At 63.6% G+C, this 23,158-nt stretch carries 16 protein-coding genes; 2 read left to right on the top strand and 14 right to left on the bottom strand.

Translation table 11 applies throughout. The features are described 5' to 3' along the window. Positions 1-33: 33 nt before the first annotated feature. The 5 genes from JWV26_RS14125 to JWV26_RS14105 all read right to left on the bottom strand — a co-directional run bounded on the left by JWV26_RS14125 (position 34) and on the right by JWV26_RS14105 (position 9,357). On the bottom strand, positions 34-927 hold the full coding sequence (locus JWV26_RS14125; protein WP_072423256.1) for a transglutaminase family protein: 894 nt from the start codon (positions 925-927) through the stop codon (positions 34-36). Continuing rightward, positions 924-3,410 (bottom strand): circularly permuted type 2 ATP-grasp protein, encoded by a 2,487-nt coding sequence (locus tag JWV26_RS14120; RefSeq protein ID WP_206417123.1) that lies wholly within the window; start codon positions 3,408-3,410, stop codon positions 924-926. Before JWV26_RS14120 ends, JWV26_RS14125 begins: the two co-directional genes overlap by 4 nt. A gap of 117 nt (positions 3,411-3,527) precedes the next feature. After that, a complete protein-coding gene (locus JWV26_RS14115) occupies positions 3,528-6,821 on the bottom strand; it encodes a transglutaminase family protein (RefSeq protein ID WP_206417122.1) in 3,294 nt (1,097 codons plus the stop codon). 185 nt (positions 6,822-7,006) lie between these two features. Beyond that, positions 7,007-8,113, bottom strand: coding sequence for an SO2930 family diheme c-type cytochrome (locus tag JWV26_RS14110; protein WP_206417121.1), 1,107 nt, complete (start codon positions 8,111-8,113; stop codon positions 7,007-7,009). Positions 8,114-8,115: 2 nt separating this feature from the next. Continuing rightward, positions 8,116-9,357: a parallel beta-helix domain-containing protein gene (locus JWV26_RS14105; protein ID WP_206417120.1), complete on the bottom strand. Its 1,242-nt coding sequence runs from the start codon at positions 9,355-9,357 to the stop codon at positions 8,116-8,118. A 160-nt stretch (positions 9,358-9,517) separates the two neighbouring features. On the opposite strand from JWV26_RS14105, the gene JWV26_RS14100 reads away from it, so the two are divergent. Next, positions 9,518-10,246 carry a class I SAM-dependent methyltransferase gene (locus tag JWV26_RS14100; protein WP_206417119.1) on the top strand — a complete coding sequence of 243 codons (729 nt, stop codon included), beginning with the start codon at positions 9,518-9,520 and terminating at the stop codon, positions 10,244-10,246. A gap of 120 nt (positions 10,247-10,366) precedes the next feature. On the opposite strand, the gene JWV26_RS14095 is transcribed toward JWV26_RS14100, so the two are convergent. Then, complete coding sequence (locus tag JWV26_RS14095; RefSeq protein WP_206417118.1) at positions 10,367-12,655, bottom strand: YgiQ family radical SAM protein; 2,289 nt, start codon at positions 12,653-12,655, stop codon at positions 10,367-10,369. A gap of 289 nt (positions 12,656-12,944) precedes the next feature. Between JWV26_RS14095 and JWV26_RS14090 the strand changes: the two genes are divergently transcribed. Then, positions 12,945-14,852 carry a diguanylate cyclase gene (locus JWV26_RS14090; protein WP_074913811.1) on the top strand — a complete coding sequence of 636 codons (1,908 nt, stop codon included), beginning with the start codon at positions 12,945-12,947 and terminating at the stop codon, positions 14,850-14,852. Here the strand turns inward: JWV26_RS14090 and alr are convergent, their stop codons facing one another. The 8 genes from alr to rnr all read right to left on the bottom strand — a co-directional run bounded on the left by alr (position 14,853) and on the right by rnr (position 23,067). Then, positions 14,853-15,929, bottom strand: a complete 1,077-nt coding sequence (gene alr / locus JWV26_RS14085; protein WP_093048421.1) for an alanine racemase — start codon at positions 15,927-15,929, stop codon at positions 14,853-14,855. Positions 15,930-16,042: 113 nt separating this feature from the next. Then, positions 16,043-17,437: a replicative DNA helicase gene (gene dnaB / locus JWV26_RS14080; protein ID WP_004423263.1), complete on the bottom strand. Its 1,395-nt coding sequence runs from the start codon at positions 17,435-17,437 to the stop codon at positions 16,043-16,045. A gap of 118 nt (positions 17,438-17,555) precedes the next feature. Next, on the bottom strand, positions 17,556-18,002 hold the full coding sequence (gene rplI, locus JWV26_RS14075) for a 50S ribosomal protein L9 (RefSeq protein ID WP_017678673.1): 447 nt from the start codon (positions 18,000-18,002) through the stop codon (positions 17,556-17,558). A 21-nt stretch (positions 18,003-18,023) separates the two neighbouring features. Further along, positions 18,024-18,917: a YybS family protein gene (locus JWV26_RS14070; RefSeq protein ID WP_206417117.1), complete on the bottom strand. Its 894-nt coding sequence runs from the start codon at positions 18,915-18,917 to the stop codon at positions 18,024-18,026. 36 nt (positions 18,918-18,953) lie between these two features. Continuing rightward, positions 18,954-19,184, bottom strand: a complete 231-nt coding sequence (gene rpsR / locus JWV26_RS14065) for a 30S ribosomal protein S18 (protein ID WP_003246847.1) — start codon at positions 19,182-19,184, stop codon at positions 18,954-18,956. Between the two features lie 28 nt (positions 19,185-19,212). Beyond that, positions 19,213-19,635, bottom strand: a complete 423-nt coding sequence (gene rpsF, locus JWV26_RS14060) for a 30S ribosomal protein S6 (RefSeq protein ID WP_003246846.1) — start codon at positions 19,633-19,635, stop codon at positions 19,213-19,215. 175 nt (positions 19,636-19,810) lie between these two features. Next, complete coding sequence (rlmB, locus tag JWV26_RS14055) at positions 19,811-20,563, bottom strand: 23S rRNA (guanosine(2251)-2'-O)-methyltransferase RlmB (RefSeq protein WP_093048418.1); 753 nt, start codon at positions 20,561-20,563, stop codon at positions 19,811-19,813. Further along, on the bottom strand, positions 20,560-23,067 hold the full coding sequence (gene rnr / locus JWV26_RS14050) for a ribonuclease R (RefSeq protein WP_206417116.1): 2,508 nt from the start codon (positions 23,065-23,067) through the stop codon (positions 20,560-20,562). Before rnr ends, rlmB begins: the two co-directional genes overlap by 4 nt. Positions 23,068-23,158: the final 91 nt, after the last annotated feature.

Here is a 23,158-nt window from a genome sequence, read left to right as displayed (position 1 = left end):
GGGAGATGCGCCTGTCGCGCCCTCCCACGAACCTCATCCCAGCGGCAGCACCGTCACCTGCACGTCCGGGTCGTGGCTGCCGCCCCCCAGAATCACCCCTCGCAACGGCGACACGTCGGAGAAATCCCGGCCCCAGGCCAGGGTGATGTGCTCCAGTGCCGGACGCACGTTGTTGGTCGGATCGAAATCCACCCAACCCTGCCGCGGGCAATACAGCGACACCCAGGCGTGCGAGGCATCCGCGCCGATCAGGCGTGGCTGGCCGGGTGGTGGCTGGGTCAGCAGGTAGCCGCTGACGTAGCGCGCCGCCAGGCCACGCGAGCGCAGGCAGGCGAGCATCAGGTGGGCGAAGTCCTGGCAGACCCCGCGCTTTTCCTCCAGCACCTGCAGCAGCGGCGTCGCCACCTGAGTGGCTTCGGCATCGAAACTGAACTCGTCGAAAATCTTCTGCATCAGCGCCTGACATGCCTGCAGCAGCGGGCGCCCCGGCGTGAAGCAATCGTCGGCGTAGTCGGCGAATACCTGCTTGAGACGCACGTAGGGCGACTCGAAACGGTAGCGTGCTGCCTCCAGCAATGCAGGCTCCATCCGTTTGCCGCTGTAGCTGAGCGCGGCGCACGCAGCCTCCCAGTTCGGCGAGTCGTCCAGCTCCAACGGCACACGCGTGAGCACCTCGACGCGCAACCGTGCGCTGACGCTGAGCTGCTCATGCGGGCGCTCGAACACCAGCCGAGTCAGTGGGTTGCCGAACACGTCCAGGCCGTCGCGGCGCTGGCAGGGCTGCGGGTCGATGCGCAGCTCCTGCTCGTGGCAGCGCTGCCAGGGGCAGTCACGCGGCCACAGGTGCGCCAGCTGCTGGGCCAGGGAAACCGGCGCCGAGTATCGGTAATGGGTGTCGTGAAGCACCTGATACAACGCGCTGCTCATGAGGATTGCGTCCGCTGGCTGACATCGACATGGGCGAAGAAACGCAGCCCGAGATGATCGGAGACCGCGCCGGCGGCCTCACTGATGGCCACCAGCAAATCGGCCAGGCCTTCAAGCACCGCCCGAGTGCTACCGGGGCCGAACAATGGGTTTTCCAGGCTGGCTAGGCTGAAGGCGGTGAGCTGCTGCTCCAGATAGACCAGGTAGCGCTCGGCTGGCAGCTCGAAACGTTCGTTGAGCCCTTCCAGCGAACGCAGCAGGGTGCGCATCTGAAAGATCACGGCGTGCGGGTTCTGCTCATCGAGCAGCAACAGGTCGAGTACCGGAATCAACTGCGCCGAGGCCAGGTAACGGGTGCGGTAGGTGATGCTGCTGTTGCCCAGTTCCAGCAGCCATTCCAGCGCCGACTGGTCGGTAGCCGAACCGCTGCGCAGGAAGCCGGCGAAGCTGTCGCAGAGAAACTGCAAACGCTCGATATAGCGGCCGAGCATGAGAAAGCGCCAGCCGTCGTCGCGGGTCATGTCGTCGAGGGCGAAGCCCGACAGCGCCGCCAGCGACATCAGCAGGCGGTTGAGAAAATCCAGCAGTTCACCGAAGTCGGCCGGTTGACCTTCAAGCAACTGCGCCTCGCGCTGCAATTCCACCAGCGCCTGCCAGTTGGCCTGGGACAGCTTGCCGCGCACGCTGCCAGCGGCCCACTGCAAGCGCTGCAGATTGGAGCGCAGGCTGGCCGGCCAGTCGCTGCCCAGCAGCGCCTGCAGCAGACGCTCGGCCAGTTCACCTTCCTCGGGATCTGCCAGCAGTCCCAAATCCTGCGCCAATGCCAACGCGCTCTGCAGCGCCTGCGGGTCGTCATCATCATCGACGTAGCGCGCCAGCATGATACGCAGCAGGCGCGCATTGCCTTCGCAGCGCTCGGCGTAACGACCAAACCAGTACAGGTTCTCCACCACGCGTGAGGGCAGGAAGGGGTCGCTGCGCACCAGGTCGGCAGTGCCCAGGGTGCGTTGCGTCTGCCAGGGCTCGCCGCCGCTCTGCCGCGTGCCGAGCACCCAGGTGTCCTTGCTCGCCCCGCCGCGCTGCATCGATACCACCTCCGCATCGGCCTCAGCGGCCGCGCGGGTCAGGCCTCCGGGCATCACCCGGTAGCCATCGGCACTGGCCACGGCGAATACGCGCATGCCGATGGCCCGCGGCTGCAAACCGCTGCCATCCCACACCGGTGCCTGCGACAGCTTGGCCCGCGCTTGCGCGACATAGGCGTAGGGGCGTGCCTGCAGCCGTTCGGCCAGCTTGGTGCGCTGCGCCTCGTCCAGGTCACGACCGAACACCGGCGTGAAGCTCTGCGAGGGGAACGCCGGACGCACCAGCAACTGGTCGAGCTTCTCCAGCGCCTCGTCCAGCACCGGCGGCTCACCGCACCACCAACTGGCGATGGACGGCAGCAGCAGCTCCTCACCCAACAGGTGCTCGCTGATCGCCGGCAAGAAACCGGGCAGGCCGGGCGACTCCAGCACGCCGCTGCCCAGAGCATTGGCCACCAGCACGCGACCACGGCGCACGGCTTCGAGCAGGCCGGGCACGCCGAGGGCGGAATCGGTGCGCAGCTCCAGCGGGTCGCAATAGTCGTCGTCAAGGCGGCGCAGCACCGCGTGCACACGGCGCAGGCCGGCCAGGGTCTTGAGGTAGAGGGTGGCATCGCGCACGGTCAGGTCGCTGCCTTCGACCAGCGGGTAGCCGAGCTGACGCGCCAGGTACAGGTGCTCGAAATAGCTTTCGTTGAAGCGCCCCGGCGTCAACAGCACCACCAGCGGCGTCTCGCCACCGCTCGGCGCCTGGCGTGCCAGGGTGTCCTGCAGGGTACGGAAGAAGCTGGCCAGGTACTGCACGCGCAGGTCGCGGTACAGCTCGGGGAAGGCACGCGAGACGATCTGCCGGTTCTCCAACGCATAACCGGCACCAGAGGGTGCCTGGGTACGGTCGGCCGTAACCCACCAGCGCCCGTCCGGCGCCCGCGCCAGATCCACCGCGTACAGGTGCAGCCAGGTGCCTCCAGGCGCCTGCATGCCCTGGCAGGGCCAGAGGAAGTTGTTGTGGCCGAACACCAGCTCGGTCGGCAGCAGGCCTTCGGCGATCAGCTTCTGCGGGCCGTAGAGATCGGCCAGCACGCGGTTGAGCAGGGTCGCGCGCTGCGCCACGCCAGCAGCGATCTGCTGCCACTCGTCAGCCGGTATCAGGTTGGGCAGCAGGTCCAGTTCCCAGGGTCGGTCGGCGCCGTCGGGGTCGGCGTAGACGTTGTAGGTAACGCCGTTTTCCTGGATCTGCCGCGCCAGCATGGCCTCGCGCTGCGCCAGGTGCTCCGGGCGGCTGCGTGCCAGTTGTTCATAAAGGCGGCGCCAATGCGGGCGCACGTTGCCCTTGGCGTCGAGCAGTTCGTGGTAGGCACCGTTAGGCGGCGGGTAATCGGCTAGCAGGTCGTGCATGGCAGGCTCGGCAGTGGCAAGGCGGTGCAGCGTGATGCAGTTTGATACCGCATCCGTGGGAGGCGCTTCAGCGGCGACAGCTCGCGGCTAAAGCCCCTCCCACAGATGGAATCGACGTCAGGCGCGACGCAGATCCAGGGTCATCGGCAGTTCATTATTGTCTATCGGCTGCATGACAGGGCGCTTGCCTGGGCTATGGCCCAGGCGGAAGAAGCGTGCCAGGCGCCGGCTCTCGGCCTCGTAGGCGTTGACCGGCAGGCTGTCGTAGTTGCGACCGCCCGGATGCGCCACATGATACTGGCAACCGCCCAGCGAGCGCTGCATCCAGGTGTCGATGAGGTCGAACACCAGCGGCGCATGCACGCCAATGGTCGGTTGCAGGCAACTGGCCGGTTGCCAGGCGCGGAAACGCACACCACCGACGAACTCGCCAACCTTGCCGGTCGGGCGCAACGGCACCGGCACGCCGTTGCAGGTCAGCACGTAGCGATCCGGCGCCATGCCGTTCACCTTCACCTGCATGCGCTCCAGCGACGAGTCGACGTAACGCACGGTGCCGCCGACTGCGCCCTCCTCGCCCAGCACGTGCCAGGGCTCCAGCGCCTGGCGCAGCTCCAGATCGATGCCCTTGACCACGAAATCGCCGGCTTTGGGGAAACGGAACTCCAGATGCGGGGCGAACCATTCGCTGCGCAGGCGATAACCGAAGCTGCCCAACTCCTGCAGCACGTCGGCGAAATCCTGCTCGACGAAATGCGGCAGCAGGTAGCGGTCATGCAACTCGGTACCCCAGCGCACCAGCTTCGCCGGGTGGTAGGGCTCCTGCCAGAAACGCGCGATCAGCGCACGCAGCAGCAGTTGCTGGGCCAGGCTCATCTGCGCGTGCGGCGGCATCTCGAAGGCGCGCAGCTCGAGCAGGCCGAGGCGACCGCTGGCCGAGTCCGGCGAGTACAGCTTGTCGATGCAGAACTCGGCGCGATGGGTGTTGCCGGTGACATCCACCAGCAGGTTGCGCAGCAGCCGATCGACCAGCCAGGGCGGGCAGTCGCGGCCCGGCTCGGGCATCTGCGCGAAAGCGATCTCCAGTTCGTACAAGGCATCGTTGCGCGCCTCGTCCACGCGCGGCGCCTGCGAGGTCGGGCCGATAAACAGACCGCTGAACAGGTAGGACAGCGACGGATGGTTGTGCCAGTAACTGATCAGGCTGCGCAGCAGGTCGGGGCGACGCAGGAAGGGCGAATCCCCCGGCGTGGCGCCGCCGAGGACGAAGTGGTTGCCGCCGCCGGTGCCAGTGTGGCGCCCGTCGATCATGAACTTCTCGCTGGACAGGCGCGACTGCCGCGCTGCCTCGTAGAGAAATTCGCAGCGCTCGACCAGCTCATCCCAGCTTGCGGCTGGGTGGATGTTCACCTCGATCACGCCCGGATCGGGGGTGACGCGGAAGTACTGCAGGCGCGGGTCCAGCGGCGGCTCGTAGCCCTCCAGCAACACCGGACACTTGAGCTCGGCCGCCACTGCCTCGATGGCTGCGACCAGCTGCAGATAGTCTTCGAGATGGCTCAGCGGCGGCATGAACAGGTACAGGCGCCCCTCGCGCGGCTCGGCGCACAGTGCGGTGCGCACGATGCCGGCAGCCGATTGCCCGCTGGCCGGACGCGCGCTCTGCGGGCCGGCACTCGCGCCGCGCCAGACACCGCGCAGTTGACGCTGGATCTGCGCCGGGCTGGGCAACGGCGGCAGCGCCTGACTGGGGTCGACCGGATTGACATAGGGGTAGTCGGCCTGACTGACCCAGGGCAGCGAATCCAGCGGCAGGCGATAGCCCAGCGCCGAGTCACCGGGCAGCAGGCGGCAATGCTCGTCGCGCAGGAACCAGCGCCCGCTCTGCCAGCCCTCGCCCACCACCTGGCGTGCCAATGGCAGCACATGGCCGACCACGTTCTCGAGGCCCTGGTCGAACACCTTGCGCAGGCGCTCACGCTCCAGCGGGTCGCTCAGGCGCGGGTCATCCGGGGTGACGTTGTCCGGCAGCTTGCGCTCGCGCCACAGGTAATAGAACCAGTCCTCGTAGGCCGGGAAAACGTTACCGGCATCCACTTCCAGATGCGCTGCCAGCGTGGCGAGAAAGCGCGCGGCGGTTTCGGCGCTAGCGCCATAGCCACGCTTCTCATCGGCCAGCAGCCTGGGGTCATGCCACAGCGGTTCACCATCGCGGCGCCAGAAGCAGTTCAGTGACCAGCGCGGCAACTGCTCGCCGGGGTACCACTTGCCCTGGCCGAAGTGCACCAGCGCCTTGGGTGCATAGTGACTGCGCAGGCGATAGAACAGGTCGGCAGCCAGGCGCCGCTTGTTCGGCCCGAGCGCGGCGGTGTTCCACTCGTCGTCATCGGGGTAATCGAGGGCGACGAAGGTCGGTTCACCGCCCATGGTCAGGCGCACGTCGTGCTTGTGCAGGTCATCGTCGATCTGCCGGCCCAGTGCCTGGATCGCCTGCCACTGCGCCTCGCTGTAAGGCTTGGTGACGCGCGGCGCCTCCCACACCCGCTCGACGCTCATCAGGTGCTCGAACTCCACCTCGCACTCGTCCAGCCCGCCGGTGATCGGCGCCGCCGAGGATGGCTCCGGGCTGCACGCCAGAGGAATGTGGCCTTCGCCGGCAAACAGGCCTGAAGTCGGGTCGAGACCGACCCAGCCGGCGCCAGGCAGGTACACCTCGCACCAGGCGTGCAGGTCGGTGAAGTCCTTGTCGGTGCCGGAGGGGCCGTCGAGAGCTTTGACGTCGGCGGTGAGCTGGATCAGGTAGCCAGAGACGAAGCGCGCCGCCAGACCCAGGTGACGCAACAGTTGCACCAGCAGCCAGGCCGAGTCGCGGCACGAACCAGCGGCCAGCTCGAGCGACTGTTCCGGCGTCTGCACGCCCGGTTCCATGCGGATCAGGTAGCGGATGTCAGCCGACAGGCGCTGGTTCAGCTCGACCAGAAAATCGATGCTGGGCACCGGCTCGCGGGAAATGCCGGCCAGGTACTTGGCGAACAGCGGCGTGGCCGGCAGCTTAACCAGGTACGGCGCCAACTCGCGCTGCTCGCCCTCGGTGTAAGCGAAGGGAATGCGCTCGGCGTAGGGTTCGAGGAAGAAGTCGAAGGGGTTGAACACCGCCATCTCGGCGACCAGGTCGACCTCGACCTTGAACTCCCGAGTCTTTTCGGGAAACACCAGGCGCGCCAGGTAGTTGCCCTGCGGGTCTTGCTGCCAGTTGATGAAGTGCTGGCCCGGTTCGACCTTCAGCGCATAGGAAAGGATGCGTGTGCGACTGTGCGGCGCCGGCCGCAAACGTACGACTTGTGGCCCAAGGTTCACCGCACGGTCGTAGCGGTAGTGGGTGACGTGGTGCAGCGCGACATGAATCGACACGGCGGCCTCCTGCTAGCCTGGACGATACTCAGTGCAGCGCAAGACTTATGCCAGAGGCAACCCGCTTGTTTCCCAGCGTGCCGCACCCCACAAGCACCTTATTAGGGCATTGTCCGCACCAAGCTCGGATGGATGCACAACTATAGAGCAGGCGTCGGCAGCACTGATGATAATTAAGCGCGACTTCAGCACTCGCCGTCGAGACTGGCGATCCAGCGGTCGATCACCTCCAGCCCTTCGCGGTGGGAGGTGGAGCGGCCCAGCTCGGGCATCATGATGCTGGGATCGGTGCTGTGCAGGCGGAAGCTCAGCACCGATTTTTCCGGCGCACCGGGATGAATGTCCACCAGGCGATCACCGGAGCCCTTGCCCGCGGCCACGGGTTGCTTGCACAGACCATAGGCGATGCTCAGCGGCGTAGCCGGATCGAGATACAAACCTGAGGTACGCCCCGGCCCTTCGGGGTTATGGCAGTGCGAGCAGTTGGCATCCAGATAACTACGCGCCTGATGCTCCAGACTCTCCCCTTCACGCGGCGCGCCCCACAGGGCGTTGCGTGGAACGCTGGCCATGTCAGCCGGAACGCCTTGCAGAAAACCGATACCCTGCCAGTGCAACAACTGGTTGGCCGCTCCATCGGCATAGGCGAAACCCTTGTTCAGATGACGCGCCTTCGGCCCCAGAGGTTGTACGCCCTTGCCCGCCTGCTCCTCGTGACAGCCCGCACACTGGTTGGCATCGGGCACCTGATAGTCGACCGCCAGCACCTCGCCAGTTTCATCATGCAGTTGCAGATCGAAGCTGGCGCCTGCCCAGTCCAGCGTGGCCTCGCGTTGCGCCTCGTCCCAGATGTAAGGAAGGGCGACCCAGCCCTGTTCCTGACGTAGCAGGATGCGCGTCTCGATCAGCCGTACCCGCTTCAGTTCCACCGCCTCGGCATCGTGCTGCTCGCTGCGTTGCAACCGGCCCTGGGCATCGATCGGGTAGTAGAAGGTTTTGCTCAGCACGGTGCCAACGGGGTAATCGAAACGTGCTTCGGCATAGCGAGCATGTCTCCCTTCGGGCAGCCAGATCGTACGCAGCTTGTGCGCATAATCGGTAAACAGCGGCGTATTCAGATCGTAGGGCTGTACACCTTCGACTGGCTGCAACTGGCCGTCAAGCTGTTGCAGCACACCCCAGGCGCTGAGCTTGTGCGGATAGTCTTCACTGCTGGGCAGATACAGGGGCGTACGCGCTTGCTCACAGGCGCCGAGCAGCAAGGCGGCAATCAACAGCCAGGCGCACTTCATGCTTACTTACCTGCCTCGGCCAGGGCTGCGCGCAGCTCGACGGCAGGAAGACGAGGCAGCTCGCAGCGGTGCGGCTCGATGTCCGTGCTGATGTTCTTGTAGCCGCCGGGGCCGTCGACGTTGACGATGCCGGCATCGCCATTGTCGATGCAGATGGCCAACTCAGCCGGCAGCTTGCCATCGACCAGTTTTTCAGGGTTCACGTAACCATCCCAGAGGATGTCCGGCAGGCGGCCATTGAGACCGAACTTGGCCAGCCTCAGCGCTTTCAGCTCGAGGTTGTCGGGGCTGTCGCCGCCCGGTCCGAAGCGGTTGCCATGAATATGAATGGCCTCCGGGTAGGGATCGAAGTCCGCCTCGGTGGAGAGGTCGGTGTAGCCGGTGCTGAAGTAGCTGCTGACGATCACGTTGGCCGTGCGGTGGTCGCCAATACCGTTATCAAAGATCTCCACCTTGTCGTTGGAGTTGACCAGCACGCCAGAGCCCGCCGGCACACTGGCGACCGGCGTGCCCTTGTGGCCGAAGTTCTTGTGGTTGTTGCTCTCGACCTTGTTGCGGTAGACGCGTGTGGTGTGTCCTGGCTGCGGCAGGTTGGGCATGTTGAATACCAGAATGCCGCCGGTGTTGCCGGTGGCGACGTTGTCGTAAACGTCGGCACCGATGGTGTTCTCGATCTCGATACCGGCGACGTTGCGCTCGGCACGGCTGTTGCGCACCACCACGTTGCGCGACTGGCCAACGTAGATGCCGGCGTCCGAGGCCCCGATGGCCACCACGCCGTCGATCAGCACATTCTCGGTCTGTACCGGGTAGATGCCATAGGCACCATTCTCGGTAGCCGGGCCATTGGTCCACTCGGTGCGCACGCGACGGATGATGATGTTCTGGCCGCCAACAACCTTGAGCGCATCGCCCTTGGTGTCCTCCAGCGCCAGATCCTCGATGGTGAAGTCGGAAGCGCTCACCAACAGCCCTTCAGCGCCGGACTTCTGGCCCTTGAAGTTGAGGATGCTCTGATCCATGCCGGCACCGCGCAACGTCACACCGCTGACCTTGAGGCTCAGGCTGCGGTCGAGCTGCCAGGTGCCGGCGGGAATCTCGATCACCTCACCCGGCTTGGCCTTGATCAGCTGCGTCTGCAGTTGCTTCTGAAAGTCGAGACTGGCCACGGGCGGCGCTTCGCTCTCCCCGCATGCTGCCAGCAGCAAGGACAGAGCAATAAACGAGGTGGCGGCAAGGCGCATGATGGGACTCCACTGTTGTTTTTATATTATGGAACTATAGTACCAACAAACGAACAAGCCAACCTCCGCAAGCTGCGCCATGAAACCAAGCCAGATGCTTGCAGCCCCCTCCGGGAAACAACAGACTACGAACACTTTCGCAGCCCAAGGACAGGCCGCCATGCACACCCTCGAACGCATCTACCCCTTGAAGATGGATGATCGCCTGGCCGCCGACCTGGCCACTCTCGAGTTGCACATGCAGCGCTACGAATTCGCCAGCGACTCGCTGGCAGGCTCGCGCGTGCTCGATATGGCGTGCGGCTGTGGATATGGCAGTGCATTGCTGGCCGAACGGCATCCGGACAAGCAGATCACCGGTATCGACATCGATCCCGAAGCCATTGCCTACGCGCAGGCGAATTATCAGCGACCCAACCTGCGCTATCAGTGCGCCAATGCCGAAACCTTCGCCGACAGTTCAGGCTTCCACAGCATTGTCAGCCTGGAAACCATCGAGCATCTACCAGACCCGCTGCGCCTGGCAGAAAACCTCGTACGACTGCTGGCCCAGGGTGGCCGTATCATTGCCTCGGTGCCGACCACACCGACACTCGACGGCAACCCACACCACCTGCATGACTTCAGCCCGGCCAGCTTCGCGCGCCTGTTCAGCCGCCATGGGCTGCGCCCGCATGAGCGTTTCGAGCAGATCCAGCGCTGGGAGTTTTCCGGGCTATTCAAGAAGCCGGAGAAAAAGGAGGCACGCCAGCACCGCTCGGAAGGTGTCGGCAATGCCGTACTGGCGTATTACCGCAGCCACCCGTTTTATCTGTTCAGGCGCTTGTGGTCGATCCTGCGCTATGGCCCGAGCAATCGCTACCTGACCTGCCGTTTCAGCACGGACTGAGACAAGCCACACCTCACACGATAATGGTGAGCTGAAGCCCACCCTCCGAGGCGCTGGCTAGGGCTTCTGAAACGAAAACGCCAGCACAGTGCTGGCGTTTTCGTGAGTGCTGCTGATGATTCAGCGCGGTACCGCTGGCTTCTTCCCGTGCTTCTTGCCCTTGCCTTTGGCGGCGCCCGCACGTTCACGCGCGGCTTGCTGGTTACGCGCCTCAGCCGCCGCCTTGGCCTGCTCACGCTTGTCCCAGGGCTTGCTGCCGTCGCTGGCACGAGGCGGCAAGCCGGTGTGCTGGGTCAGGATCTTGCCCACTTTCTTGCTGCCGGCGGGCGTCGAGTTCTTGCGTCGGGCGCTCTGGTACTCGTCGCTCTGCGGCTGGTAGGTGGGGATCAGTTGATGCTTGCCATTGCCGATCAGATCGCTACGGCCCATGCGCTCCAGCGCTTCACGCAGCAGCGGCCACCCTTTCGGATCGTGATAGCGCAGGAAGGCCTTGTGCAGGCGACGCTGCTGCTCGCTCTTGACGATCTCGACGCCGTCGCTCTTGTAGGTCACCTTGCGCAGCGGGTTCTTGCCCGAGTGGTACATGGCCGTGGCCGTGGCCATCGGTGACGGGTAGAACGCCTGCACCTGGTCGGCACGGAAACCGTTGCGCTTGAGCCACAGGGCGAGGTTCATCATGTCCTCGTCCGTCGTACCCGGATGCGCGGCGATGAAGTACGGGATCAGGTACTGCTCCTTGCCCGCTTCTTTCGAGTACTTCTCGAACATCTGCTTGAAGCGGTCGTAGCTGCCGATCCCAGGCTTCATCATCTTGTCCAACGGGCCGCGCTCGGTGTGCTCCGGAGCGATCTTCAGGTAGCCGCCAACGTGATGAGTGACCAGCTCCTTGACGTACTCCGGCGACTCCACGGCCAGGTCGTAGCGCAGGCCGGAGGCGATCAGGATCTTCTTCACACCCGGCAGGGCGCGCGCCTTGCGGTAAAGCTCGATCAGGGAGGAGTGATCGGTATTGAGGTTCTCGCAGATACCGGGGAACACGCACGACGGCTTGCGGCAGTGTTTCTCGATCTCCGGGTCCTTGCAGGCGATGCGGTACATGTTGGCGGTCGGCCCACCGAGGTCGGAGACCACGCCGGTGAAGCCCGGCACCTTGTCGCGCATCTCCTCGATCTCGCGGATGATCGACTCGTGCGAACGGTTCTGGATGATGCGGCCTTCGTGCTCGGTGATCGAGCAGAAGGTGCAGCCACCAAAGCAGCCGCGCATGATGTTCACCGAAAAACGGATCATCTCGTAGGCCGGGATCTTCTCCTTGCCATACGCCGGGTGCGGCACGCGCGCATAGGGCATGCCAAACACGTAGTCCATTTCCTCGGTGGTCATCGGAATGGGTGGCGGGTTGAACCACACATCCACCTCGCCATGCTTCTGCACCAGCGCACGGGCGTTGCCCGGATTGGTCTCCAGGTGCAGCACGCGGTTGGCGTGGGCATAGAGCACGGGGTCGTTGCGCACCTTCTCGAACGACGGCAGACGGATCACCGTCTTGTCGCGGGTCATACGCGGGCTGTCGAGAATCTGTACGACCTTGGCTTCGTTGGGGTCTTCGACCTCGCCTTTGGCCTGCTCGATGGCACAGGCCTCGGTGTCCTGCGTATTGACGTAGGGGTTGATGATCTTGTCGACGCGGCCCGGACGGTCGATACGAGTGGAGTCGACCTCGTACCAGCCTTCGGGCGTGTCGCGACGAATAAAGGCCGTACCGCGCACATCGCTGATGGCTTCGACCTGCTCGCCCCGCGACAGACGCTGGGCGATCTCGACCACGGCGCGCTCGGCATTGCCGTACAGCAGGATGTCGGCGGTAGCGTCCATCAGGATCGAGCGGCGCACCTTGTCCTGCCAGTAGTCGTAGTGGGCGATGCGGCGCAAGGAGGCCTCGATGCCGCCGAGCACCACCGGCACGTGGCTGAAGGCCTCCTTGCAGCGCTGGCTATAGACCAGGCTGGCGCGGTCGGGGCGCTTGCCGGCCAGGCCGCCGGGGGTGTAGGCATCGTCGGAGCGAATCTTCTTGTCCGCGGTGTAGCGATTGATCATCGAGTCCATATTGCCGGCAGCAACCCCAAAGAACAGATTGGGTTCGCCCAGCTTCATAAAGTCGTCTTTGCTGCGCCAGTCCGGCTGCGCGATGATGCCGACGCGGAAGCCCTGGGCCTCGAGCAGGCGGCCGATGATGGCCATGCCGAACGAGGGGTGATCGACGTAGGCGTCACCGGTGACGATGATGATGTCGCAGCTGTCCCAGCCGAGCTGATCCATCTCTTCCCGGCTCATCGGCAGGAAGGGCGCGGGCCCGAAACACTCGGCCCAGTACTTGGGATAGTCGAACAGCGGCTTGGCGGCTTGCATGTTTTTTGATCAATCGGACTCTCGAAGGGGCGCGGATAATAGCACAAATATTGACCAAACCAGACTGTTGCACTGGGTTTAATACCGCCTGCACGCACTGCGACGAACGCTCAAGCACGCGCCTGGCTCAATGGTCCGGGCATCGGCTCTGGCGCAGCACCGACCTGGGGAAAGAAAGAATAGAAAAATCAAACATTTTCCTGCAGTAGCCATACGCCATATTTGTTTTCGTCCGATAACAATCCTGTGCATATACTCAAGTACTCGGTCATCCGACTCCAGGACATCTATGCTGCAGCGCTTCGCCTTTCTGCTCGCTCTTCTGTTGGGACTGTCGACCACGGGCCTGGCGGCGGCGTCCGTGGTGCTCACCGACGCCAGCAGCGGCATGCCGCTCAATGCGCATATCGAGCTGCTGGAGGACGCTCAGGGCACTCTGACCATCGATGACCTTGCCACCCCTGAGCTGCAGTCGCGCTTTCAACCGGCCAATGGCCGTGCCAGTGTCGGCCAGAGCCTCAATCCCTGGTGGATCAAGCTCACCCTGCAACGCGATATGCGTGCCCCCGCCCACTGGGTACTGGAAGTGGGCTCGGTGACCCAACTCGACCTGCAGCTCCATCAACCCGACGGCCAGGGCGGCTGGCTGGTGCGTCAATCTGGCGAGCGCGTCGCCTTCAGCGAGAACCGCGACCACCCCTACCGACGCATGGTGTTCGACCTGCCAACCCTGGGTGAACAGCCAACGACCTTCTACCTGCGCGCCTTCGACCCGGCGGGCAACTCCTTCCCGCTGCGCATCTGGCAGCTCGACGACCTCACGCAACTGGCCACCCGCGAGAATCTAGCGCTCGGTGTCATCTACGGCGTGGTCTTCGCACTGCTGCTGTACAACCTGTTCATCCTCATCTCGCTGCGCGACAAGGCCTATTTCTGGTATGTGCTGACCACCGCCTTCGCCCTGCTGTTCATCATGAGCATGACCGGCCATGGCGCGCAGTACCTGTGGCCCAACCACCCGGTGCCGGCGTGGCTCGACCGCATCACCTTGCCGTCGTTGTGGGGCCTGTTCGCCAGCCGCTTCACCCAGACGCTGCTGCAGACACGCGTTTACGTACGTTGGGCGCATCATCTGCTGAACATGGCCTGCGTGATCTACCTCATCGCCATCGCCCTGACCCTGTTCGATCAACGTTACCTGGCCGCCTGGGCCATTGCCCTGCTGTCGCTGACCAGTATCCCTGCAGCCCTGGGCAGCGCCGTGATCCGCTGGCGCCAGGGGTTCTTCCCGGCGCAGCTGTATCTTTACGGTTATGGTCTGGTCCTGGGCAGCGTCGCCATCCTGCTGCTGCGCACCACCGGGGTGCTGCAACCGGCCGAATGGAATGCCTACGTATTCCCGCTGGCCGTGGCGGCCGAATCCATCCTGTTCTCCTTTGCCCTGGCGTATCGCATCCAGATACTCAAGCAGGAGCGCGCCGTTGCCCTGCAACAGGCAGACCGTGAGAAAACCGCTCGCCTGGCGCAACTACAGGCCAGCGCCGATGAGCTGCAAGCAGCGGTGACCGCACGCACCGCCGAGCTGGCCGCGACCAACGAACAGCTACGCGACCGCGAGCGCGAACTGCAGCACGCTGCCTTCCATGACTCGCTGACCGAACTGCCCAACCGCCGCTATCTGGTCGAGCGTTGCGAATCGGCCCTGGCTCACGCCGAGCGGCACAAGGAGAGCGTGGCTTTGCTGCTGATCGACCTGGATCACTTCAAGCCGATCAATGACCGTTTTGGTCACGCAGCCGGTGACCTAATGCTGCAGGTGATCGCCAAGCGCCTGCGCGAGCACGTTCGCGCAGGCGATGCGGTTGCCCGCCTGGGCGGCGATGAGTTCGCCGCCCTGATCTGCGGCAGCGATGCCGAAAGTCAGGCCAGGGAGATCGCCGAACGCCTGCTGGCAGAACTATCCACGCCGGTGCACTACGGTGCCGAACGCCTACGCGTGACCATCAGCATCGGCGTAGCGCTCTATCCGCGTCATGCGAGAAACTTCACCGGGCTGTACAAGGCGGCAGACATGGCCCTTTACCGGGTAAAGGAACTGGGTCGCTCCGGTTCACGCGTGCATGGCGACGATGGCGAGCTCAGCGAACAGGCCTGTCTGGAGCTGGACGTACTGAAAGTCCCGAGTGGGCTGGCCTGATCAGCCGATATAGCGCCGCGGCACCCGCGCGGTGACCTTGGTCAGCAACTCGTAGCCGATGGTGCCGCACGCCGTGGCCACCTCATCCACCGGCAATTGGCTGCCCCACAGTTCCACCGGCGAATCGATATCGGCCTCGGGCAGATCCGTGATATCCACCGCCAACATGTCCATCGATACCCTGCCGGCCAGCCCGGCACGCTGCCCCTCGACCAGCACCGGCGTGCCGCTCGGTGCGTGGCGCGGATAACCATCTGCATAACCGCAGCTGACCGTGGCAATACGCGAGGGCCGCTCGGCCACCCAGGTCGCGCCATAACCAACGCTTTCGCCGACGACCACCTCACGCACGGCGATCACCCGCGCTGCCAGAGTCATGGCCGGTTTCAGCCCCAGTTCGCGTGCACTCAGCTCGGCGAACGGCGTAGCACCGTAGAGCATGATGCCAGGGCGCAGCCAGTCCATATGCGCGGCGGGAATGGTCAGCACGGCCGCAGAGTTGGCCAGTGAGCGATGATTGAAATCCAGATCCAGCAGGTCGAGAAAACGCTCGACTTGCTGTTCGGTCAGCGGGTGACCGCGCTCGTCGGCGCAGGCGAAGTGGCTGAGCAGGTTGAGCTCAGCAACCTGCTCGGCGTCTTCCAGCCGCGCATGCCACTGGCGCAGACTGGCGGCGTCGAAACCAAGGCGATGCATGCCAGAGTCGAGCTTGAGCCAGACGTTGAGCGGACGCGCCAACTCAGCGGCAATCAGCGCCTCGGCCTGCGCTGCGTTCTGCACCACCAGATCCAGCCCAAGCTGTGCGGCGATGGCGTACTCGCTGGCCTCGAAGCAACCTTCGAGCAGCAGAATGCGGGCTTCGCCATGCATCGCCCGCACCTCGGCCGCCTCCTCCAGGCAGGCTACGGCAAAGCCGTCGGCAACCTCGTGCAGCGCCGTCACCACCTCACGCACGCCATGCCCATAGGCATTGGCCTTGACCACGGCGAAGGCCTGACGCCCGGGCGCGCAGCGCTTGGCGACAGCGTAGTTATGAGCGATGGCGGAGAGGTCGACGATGGCGGCAAGCGGACGCATGACAGAAGGCCTGAACGAAAAACGGGCGCCCATCTTAACCGCTGGGCGCCCGTTTTCATTGATCTGTGCCGCTGCCGCGTTGCGGTGGAAACCGCAACGAGCGCGGAAACGACCTATTCGTCTTCGAACTGGTAGCTACCCGGCGCCAGGTTCTCGAAACGCGAATACTTGCCGAGGAAGGCCAGGCGCGCGGTGCCCAGCGGGCCGTTACGCTGCTTGCCGATGATGATCTCGGCCACGCCCTTGTACTCGGTCTCCGGGTGGTACACCTCGTCGCGGTAGACGAACAGGATGATGTCGGCGTCCTGCTCGATCGCACCGGATTCGCGCAGGTCGGAGTTGATCGGGCGCTTGTTGGGGCGCTGCTCCAGGCCACGGTTGAGCTGCGACAGGGCGATGACCGGGCAATTGAATTCCTTGGCCAGGCCCTTGAGCGAGCGCGAAATCTCGGAAATCTCGTTGACCCGGCTGTCGCCGCTGGAGCCCGGGATCTGCATCAGCTGCAGGTAGTCGACCATGATCAGACCGATCTCGCCGTGCTCGCGCGCCAGACGCCGGGTGCGCGCACGCATCTCGCTCGGGGAGATACCGGCGGTATCGTCGATGAACAACTTGCGGTCGTTGAGCAGGTTGACCGCACTGGTCAGGCGCGGCCAGTCGTCATCGTCGAGCTGACCGGCTCGCACCTTGGTCTGATCGATGCGACCCAAGGAGGCGAGCATACGAATCACGATGGACTCCGACGGCATCTCCAGCGAATAGACGAGAATCGCCTTGTCGCTGCGCATCAGGGCGTTTTCCACCAGGTTCATGGCGAAGGTGGTCTTACCCATCGACGGACGGCCGGCGACGATGATCATGTCGGCCGGCTGCAGGCCACTGGTCAGGTTATCCAGATCGTCGAAACCGGTGGACAGACCGGTGATCGCATCGCCGTTGTTGAACAGCGTGTCGATGCGGTCGATGGCCTTGACCAGAATGTCGTTGATACCCACCGGGCCGCCGGTCTTAGGGCGGTCTTCGGCGATCTGGAAGATCAGGCGCTCCGCCTCGTCGAGAATCTCCTCGCCGGTTCGGCCCTCCGGGGCGTAGGCACTGTCTGCAATCTCGTTGCTGATGCTGATCAGTTTGCGCAGCGTGGCGCGCTCACGAATGATCTGCGCATAGGCCTTGATGTTGGCCACCGACGGCGTGTTCTTCGCCAGCTCGGCGAGATAAGCCAGGCCACCGACCTGCGATAGCTGCCCTTCCTTGTCCAACTGCTCGGACAGGGTCACCACGTCGAAGGGCTCGTTACGCTCGGCCAGCTTGAAGATGGCGCGAAAGATCAGGCGATGGTCGTGGCGATAGAAGTCGACATCCGACACCCCATCGAGCACGCGCTCCCAGGCATTGTTGTCGAGCATCAGGCCGCCGAGCACCGCCTGTTCCGCCTCGATGGAGTGCGGTGGCACTTTCAGGGCGGCAGTCTGCAGGTCGTATTGCTCGGGAATGCTGATGTCGTTCATAGGCTCGGGGAGAAAATGCTGCGATAGAAAAAACAAAGGGCACGGATCGCAGAGCGATACCGTGCCCGATTGTCAGCAGACCTACGCTACAGCGCAAGCCCGCTTGGCGGCTACTTGATTAAGCAGCGACCACAACCACCTTGACGGTGGCTTCGACGTCGGTGTGCAGGTGCACAGCGACGTCGTATTCGCCAACCTGGCGAATGGTGCCGTTCGGCAGACGAACTTCAGCCTTGGCCACTTCAACGCCGGAGGCGGTCAGGGCGTCAGCGATGTCGTGGGTGCCGATGGAACCGAACAGCTTGCCTTCATCGCCAGCGGTGGCGGTGATGGTGACTTCCAGCTCAGCCAGCTGAGCAGCGCGAGATTCAGCGGAAGCTTTCTTCTCGGCAGCAGCTTTTTCCAGCTCGGCGCGACGTGCTTCGAAAGCAGCAACGTTGGCTTCGGTGGCAGCGGTGGCTTTGCCTTGCGGCAGCAGGAAGTTACGGCCGTAACCGGCTTTAACGTTCACTTTGTCGCCCAGGTTGCCCAGATTGGCGATTTTTTCCAGCAGGATGACTTCCATTTGGGTCTTACCTCTTAACTTTTAACCTTCACCGTTCGCAGAGCCCGGGCCGTTCTTGCGCGCCAGGCGACCGCGAAAATCAAACAGACTGTCGACGATGGCCAAGACCACCAGTAGCGGATAGATCAGCTGCATGAACAGCAGGAGCGTAATGTACATGCCCACCAGCCAGAAGCGAGCGAGCCCACCCTTCTCCACCAGGCCGTGCACTAGGGCGATCCCGGCGAACAGCAGCGGCACGCTGCACAGCGGCGTGAGCATGGCCAACTGCGGCCCCAGATTGGGACCTAGCATCATGCCCGCCAGCAGCAACAGCGCCTGTGGCAGCGGCAGTCTCAGCCCGCGAAACTCGCGACCAAAACCGCCAGGGTTGTACAACACGGCCTGCCAGTAACGCCCAAGGATCAGGCTCAGCAAGCTCAGAATCTGCAACAAGGCTGCCAGCAGTCCGGTCAGCACCGGTGCGATCAGTGCCTCGAGACGCTCGCGTTCGCTCACCGACAACTGCTGGTGAGCCCCATCGAACATGGTTGGCAGCAGCTTCTGCAGCTCACCAGCCATGGCCGCGATGGGTTCGCGGAACACTGCCCCAAGGACAAATCCATACACCAGGCCCAGTGCCACACTGCTCAGCAGTATGCGGTTCCAGGTCCAGTTGGCGCGCAACAACAACGCCAACCCCAGCGCGCCGACCAGCACCAGCAAGGTGCGCGGTTCGCCGAAATACCACCAGGCAATCGCCGGTAGCATGGCCCAGGCCAGGATGCCGATGGCATCACTGACTCCACGCCGCAACAGCACCAGGCTGCCAGCGGCGGCACTCAACCAGAACAACAGCGGCATCGCTGCCGATCCCACCACCACGAGGGTGGCCTGCATACGGCCGCGCATGATGTATTCAGCCAGGGCGCGCATGCGATCTATTCCTTAACTCTTGTCGACTGTCCGGTCTCAGCGGCCGTGGCTGTCGGTGTAGGGCAGCAGGGCCAGGAAGCGGGCGCGCTTGATAGCGGTGGCCAGCTGACGCTGATAACGAGCCTTGGTACCGGTGATACGGCTAGGAACGATTTTGCCGGTTTCCGAGATGTAGGCTTTCAGGGTGTTGAGATCTTTGAAATCGATCTCTTTCACGTCTTCAGCGGTGAAGCGGCAGAATTTACGACGACGGAAGAAACGTGCCATGTGATTGGCTCCTCAATAGATCCGTGGATTACTCGTCAGCGTTGTCGCTGTCGTTGCTGTCGCTGTCATCGCCGTCGTTGGACTCGGCGTTTTCAGGACGTTCACGACGCTCGCGGCGCTCACTGCGGTTTTCTTCGGCCTTCAGCATCTCGGACTGGCCAGTGACGGCCTCGTCGCGACGGATGACCAGGTTACGGATCACGGCGTCGTTGTAGCGGAAGTTGTCTTCCAGCTCGGCCAGGGCCTTGCCGGTGCACTCTACGTTGAGCATCACGTAGTGGGCTTTGTGGACGTTGTTGATGGCGTAAGCCAGCTGACGACGGCCCCAATCTTCCAGGCGGTGAATCTTGCCACCGTCTTCTTCGATCAGCTTGGTGTAACGCTCGACCATGCCGCCGACTTGCTCGCTCTGGTCCGGGTGAACCAGAAAGATGATTTCGTAATGACGCATAAATGCTCCTTACGGGTTGTAGCCTGCCAACTAAGGTGGTCAGGCAAGGAGTGGGTTTTTCTCGTGATGAGCTTGCCAGGCGGTAGGCGCGAAAAGGCCTGCCGTCACGGCAAGGGGCGCCATTCTAGAGAAGCCCCCTGCCGCACGCAAGACGAATTGGCGATTATTTGAGCAGTCAGCCCTTGCGCTGGACCTGGCGCTGACGCACCGCCTCGAACAGGCAGACACCGGTGGCAACCGAGACATTGAGACTGCTGACACTGCCGCTCATGGGCAGCTTGACCAGGTAATCGCAATGCTCACGGGTCAAACGGCGCATGCCCTTGCCCTCGGCCCCCATGACCAGCACCGTTGGCCCGGTCATGTCCTGCTGATAGACCTCCAGCTCGGCCTCACCGGCCGTACCCACCACCCACAGGCCGCGCTGCTGCAACTTTTCCAGACTGCGCGCCAGGTTGGTCACCGCCACCAGCGGAATCACCTCGGCAGCACCGCAGGCCACCTTGCGTACCGTGGCGTTGAGGGTGGCCGATTTATCCTTGGGCACGATAACCGCCAAAGCGCCGGCGGCATCCGCCGTACGCAGACAGGCCCCCAGGTTGTGTGGATCGGTCACACCATCGAGCACCAGCAGCAAAGGCGGGCCTTCGCAGCGATCGAGCAACTCCTCGAGCATCGCCTCGCCCCAGACCTGACTGGGGCTGACATCGGCAACCACACCTTGGTGAACACCCTCGACCCAGGCATCCATCTCACGGCGCTCGCACTGACCCACTTTTACGCGAGACTGCGCAGCCAGCTCCAGCAAGGGCTGCACCCGAGGATCACTGCGACCATCGGCCAGCCAGACCTGCTTTACCCGCTTGGGGTGATGACGCAGCATGGCTTCTACGGCATGTACGCCGTAGATCTTTTCCAGATCACTCATGACTTGGCCTTACGCTTGCGCGGCTTACCGGCAGGTGGCGGGGCACTGTCACCACGCCCGGAGCCTTTGCGCGCACCGCCGGCCGGCTTGCTCGCCGACTTGCCGGCAGCACCTTTGCCACTCGCGCCCTTGCCAGCCTTGGCACCAGCCAACAGCGCCTTCTTCACGTCCCGGCTTTTCTGCACGTCGGTATTGCCCATGCCAGTCGGTTTGCCGCCACGACGCGCATCGTCACCCTTGCCGGCCTTGTCCTGGCTCAGCTCGAAGTCGATCTTGCGCTCGTCCAGATCGACGCGCATCACCTTGACCTCGACGCTGTCGCCAAGACGGAAGCTGCGGCCGCTGCGCTCGCCGGACAGGCGATGGTGAACCGGGTCGAAGTGATAGTAGTCGGCCGGCAGCGCGGTCACATGCACCAGGCCCTCGACATAGATGTCGCGCAACTCGACGAAAATGCCGAAACCAGTCACGGCAGTGATCACACCGGCGAACGTCTCGCCGACACGATCCTGCATGAACTCGCACTTGAGCCAGTTGACCACGTCACGCGTCGCCTCATCGGCACGGCGCTCGGTCATCGAGCACTGCTCGCCGAGTTTCTCCAGGGTCGCTTCGTCGTACGGATAGATGCGTGCCTTGGGCATGATCGCCGCACCCGCACGCTCCACGTGCTTGGTGTCGCGCTTGGAGCGGACCACGCTGCGAATGGCACGGTGCACCAGCAGGTCGGGGTAGCGACGGATCGGCGAGGTGAAGTGGGTATACGCCTCATAATTGAGGCCGAAGTGCCCTTCATTATGCGCGCTGTACACCGCCTGGCTCAACGAGCGCAGCATCACGGTCTGGATCAGGTGATAGTCCGGGCGCTCGCGGATGCTTTCCAGCAGCCGCTGATAGTCCTTGGGTGACGGACCATCCTTGGACTTGCCACGCTGCAGCGACAGCCCCAGCTCACCGAGGAAGGCCTTGAGCTTCTCCAGGCGCTCCGGCGGCGGGCCATCGTGCACGCGATACAGCGACGGGATCTCGTGATCCTGCATGAAGCGTGCGGTGGCCACGTTGGCGGCCAGCATGCACTCCTCGATCAGCTTGTGCGCGTCGTTGCGCTGGGTCGGACGGATCTCGTCGATCTTGCGGTCGGTACCGAAGACGATCCGAGTTTCCTGCGTTTCGAAGTCGATGGCGCCGCGCTCGTGACGCGCGGCGACCAGTACCTGATAGAGCGCGTAGAGCTGATTGAGATGCGGTAGGACGTCCTTGTACTCGCTGCGCAGGGACTTGCCCTCGCTGCTCTTGGGATCTTCCAGCATCAGGCTGACCTTGTTGTAGGTCAGGCGCGCATGGGAGTGGATCACCGCCTCGTAGAACTTGTAGTCGACCATCTGGCCGCTCTTGGACATGGTCATTTCGCAGACCATGGCCAGGCGATCGACATGCGGGTTGAGCGAGCACAGGCCGTTGGACAGCTCTTCCGGCAGCATCGGCACGACGCGCTCGGGGAAGTACACCGAGTTGCCGCGCTCGACCGCCTCGGCATCCAGCGCCGAGCCAACCTTGACGTAGTGCGAGACGTCGGCGATGGCCACGTAGAGTTTCCAGCCACCGGAGAACAACTTCCAGCGGCTGCTGTTCTTCTCGCAGTAGACCGCATCATCGAAGTCACGGGCGTCTTCACCATCGATGGTGACGAAGGGCAGATGACGCAGGTCGACGCGCTTCTCCTTGTCCTTCTCCTCCACCTCAGGCTTGAGCTTGCGCGCTTCCTTGACTACCGCCTCGGGCCAGACGTGCGGGATGTCGTAGCTGCGCAGCGCCACGTCGATCTCCATGCCCGGCGCCATGTAGTTGCCGATCACTTCGACGATGTCGCCCTGCGGCTGGAAACGCTGCGTAGGCCAGTGAGTGATCTTGATCTCGACGAACTGACCAATGCGCGCACCGGCAGTACGCCCCGGCGTGACCAGCACTTCCTGCTGGATCTTGGGATTGTCGGCGACGACGAAGCCGATGCCGTTCTCTTCGTAGTAGCGGCCGACGATGCTCTCGTGCGCGCGCTCGATCACCTCGACGATACCGCCTTCACGCCGGCCGCGCCGATCGAAACCTGCCACCCGCACCAACGCGCGATCACGATCGAACACCAGGCGCATCTGCGCCGGGCTGAGGAACAGGTCGTCGCTGCCGTCATCCGGCACGAGGAAGCCGAAGCCATCACGGTGGCCACTGATGCGACCGCAGATCAGGTCGAGCTTGTCCACCGGAGCATAGGTGCCACGACGGGTATAGATGAGCTGACCGTCGCGCTCCATGGCGCGCAGTCGGCGTCGCAGGGCTTCGAGCTGATCGTCGGTATGCAAACCGAACTCTTCGACCAGTTGTTCACGACTGGCGGGCGCGCCGCGCTCGGCCAGGTGCGAAAGAATCAGCTCACGGCTGGGGATGGGGTTGTCGTATTTTTCCGCCTCGCGGGCGGCCTCGGGATCGAGGGATTGCCAATCGGCCATGTAAGGAGGATTACCTGTGCTTATCTATAGAGGTGTATGCCATCTGCCTATTGAAGCGCGAAAACGTCATTCAAGGCAGCTTTTCCGGCGA

Source organism: Ectopseudomonas toyotomiensis, from assembly GCF_017167985.1.
In the GTDB taxonomy this organism is placed as follows: domain Bacteria; phylum Pseudomonadota; class Gammaproteobacteria; order Pseudomonadales; family Pseudomonadaceae; genus Aquipseudomonas; species Aquipseudomonas toyotomiensis.
The sequence above is the reverse complement of the archived record's forward strand: the minus strand, read 5'-3'. Positions and strand labels throughout refer to the sequence as shown.

Bases quoted from the DNA above. Each gene is read 5' to 3' on its own strand.
- JWV26_RS14095 (WP_206417118.1), bottom strand. From the start codon at position 12,655: ATGCAAGCCGCCAAGCCGCTGTTCGACTATCCCAAGTACTGGGCCGAG.
- rpsF (WP_003246846.1), bottom strand. From the start codon at position 19,635: ATGCGTCATTACGAAATCATCTTTCTGGTTCACCCGGACCAGAGCGAG.
- rnr (WP_206417116.1), bottom strand. From the start codon at position 23,067: ATGGCCGATTGGCAATCCCTCGATCCCGAGGCCGCCCGCGAGGCGGAA.
- alr (WP_093048421.1), bottom strand. From the start codon at position 15,929: ATGCGTCCGCTTGCCGCCATCGTCGACCTCTCCGCCATCGCTCATAAC.
- JWV26_RS14120 (WP_206417123.1), bottom strand. From the start codon at position 3,410: ATGCACGACCTGCTAGCCGATTACCCGCCGCCTAACGGTGCCTACCAC.
- rlmB (WP_093048418.1), bottom strand. From the start codon at position 20,563: ATGAGTGATCTGGAAAAGATCTACGGCGTACATGCCGTAGAAGCCATG.
- dnaB (WP_004423263.1), bottom strand. From the start codon at position 17,437: ATGAACGACATCAGCATTCCCGAGCAATACGACCTGCAGACTGCCGCC.
- JWV26_RS14090 (WP_074913811.1), top strand. From the start codon at position 12,945: ATGCTGCAGCGCTTCGCCTTTCTGCTCGCTCTTCTGTTGGGACTGTCG.
- rpsR (WP_003246847.1), bottom strand. From the start codon at position 19,184: ATGGCACGTTTCTTCCGTCGTCGTAAATTCTGCCGCTTCACCGCTGAA.
- JWV26_RS14070 (WP_206417117.1), bottom strand. From the start codon at position 18,917: ATGCGCGCCCTGGCTGAATACATCATGCGCGGCCGTATGCAGGCCACC.
- JWV26_RS14110 (WP_206417121.1), bottom strand. From the start codon at position 8,113: ATGAAGTGCGCCTGGCTGTTGATTGCCGCCTTGCTGCTCGGCGCCTGT.
- JWV26_RS14105 (WP_206417120.1), bottom strand. From the start codon at position 9,357: ATGCGCCTTGCCGCCACCTCGTTTATTGCTCTGTCCTTGCTGCTGGCA.
- JWV26_RS14100 (WP_206417119.1), top strand. From the start codon at position 9,518: ATGCACACCCTCGAACGCATCTACCCCTTGAAGATGGATGATCGCCTG.
- JWV26_RS14125 (WP_072423256.1), bottom strand. From the start codon at position 927: ATGAGCAGCGCGTTGTATCAGGTGCTTCACGACACCCATTACCGATAC.
- rplI (WP_017678673.1), bottom strand. From the start codon at position 18,002: ATGGAAGTCATCCTGCTGGAAAAAATCGCCAATCTGGGCAACCTGGGC.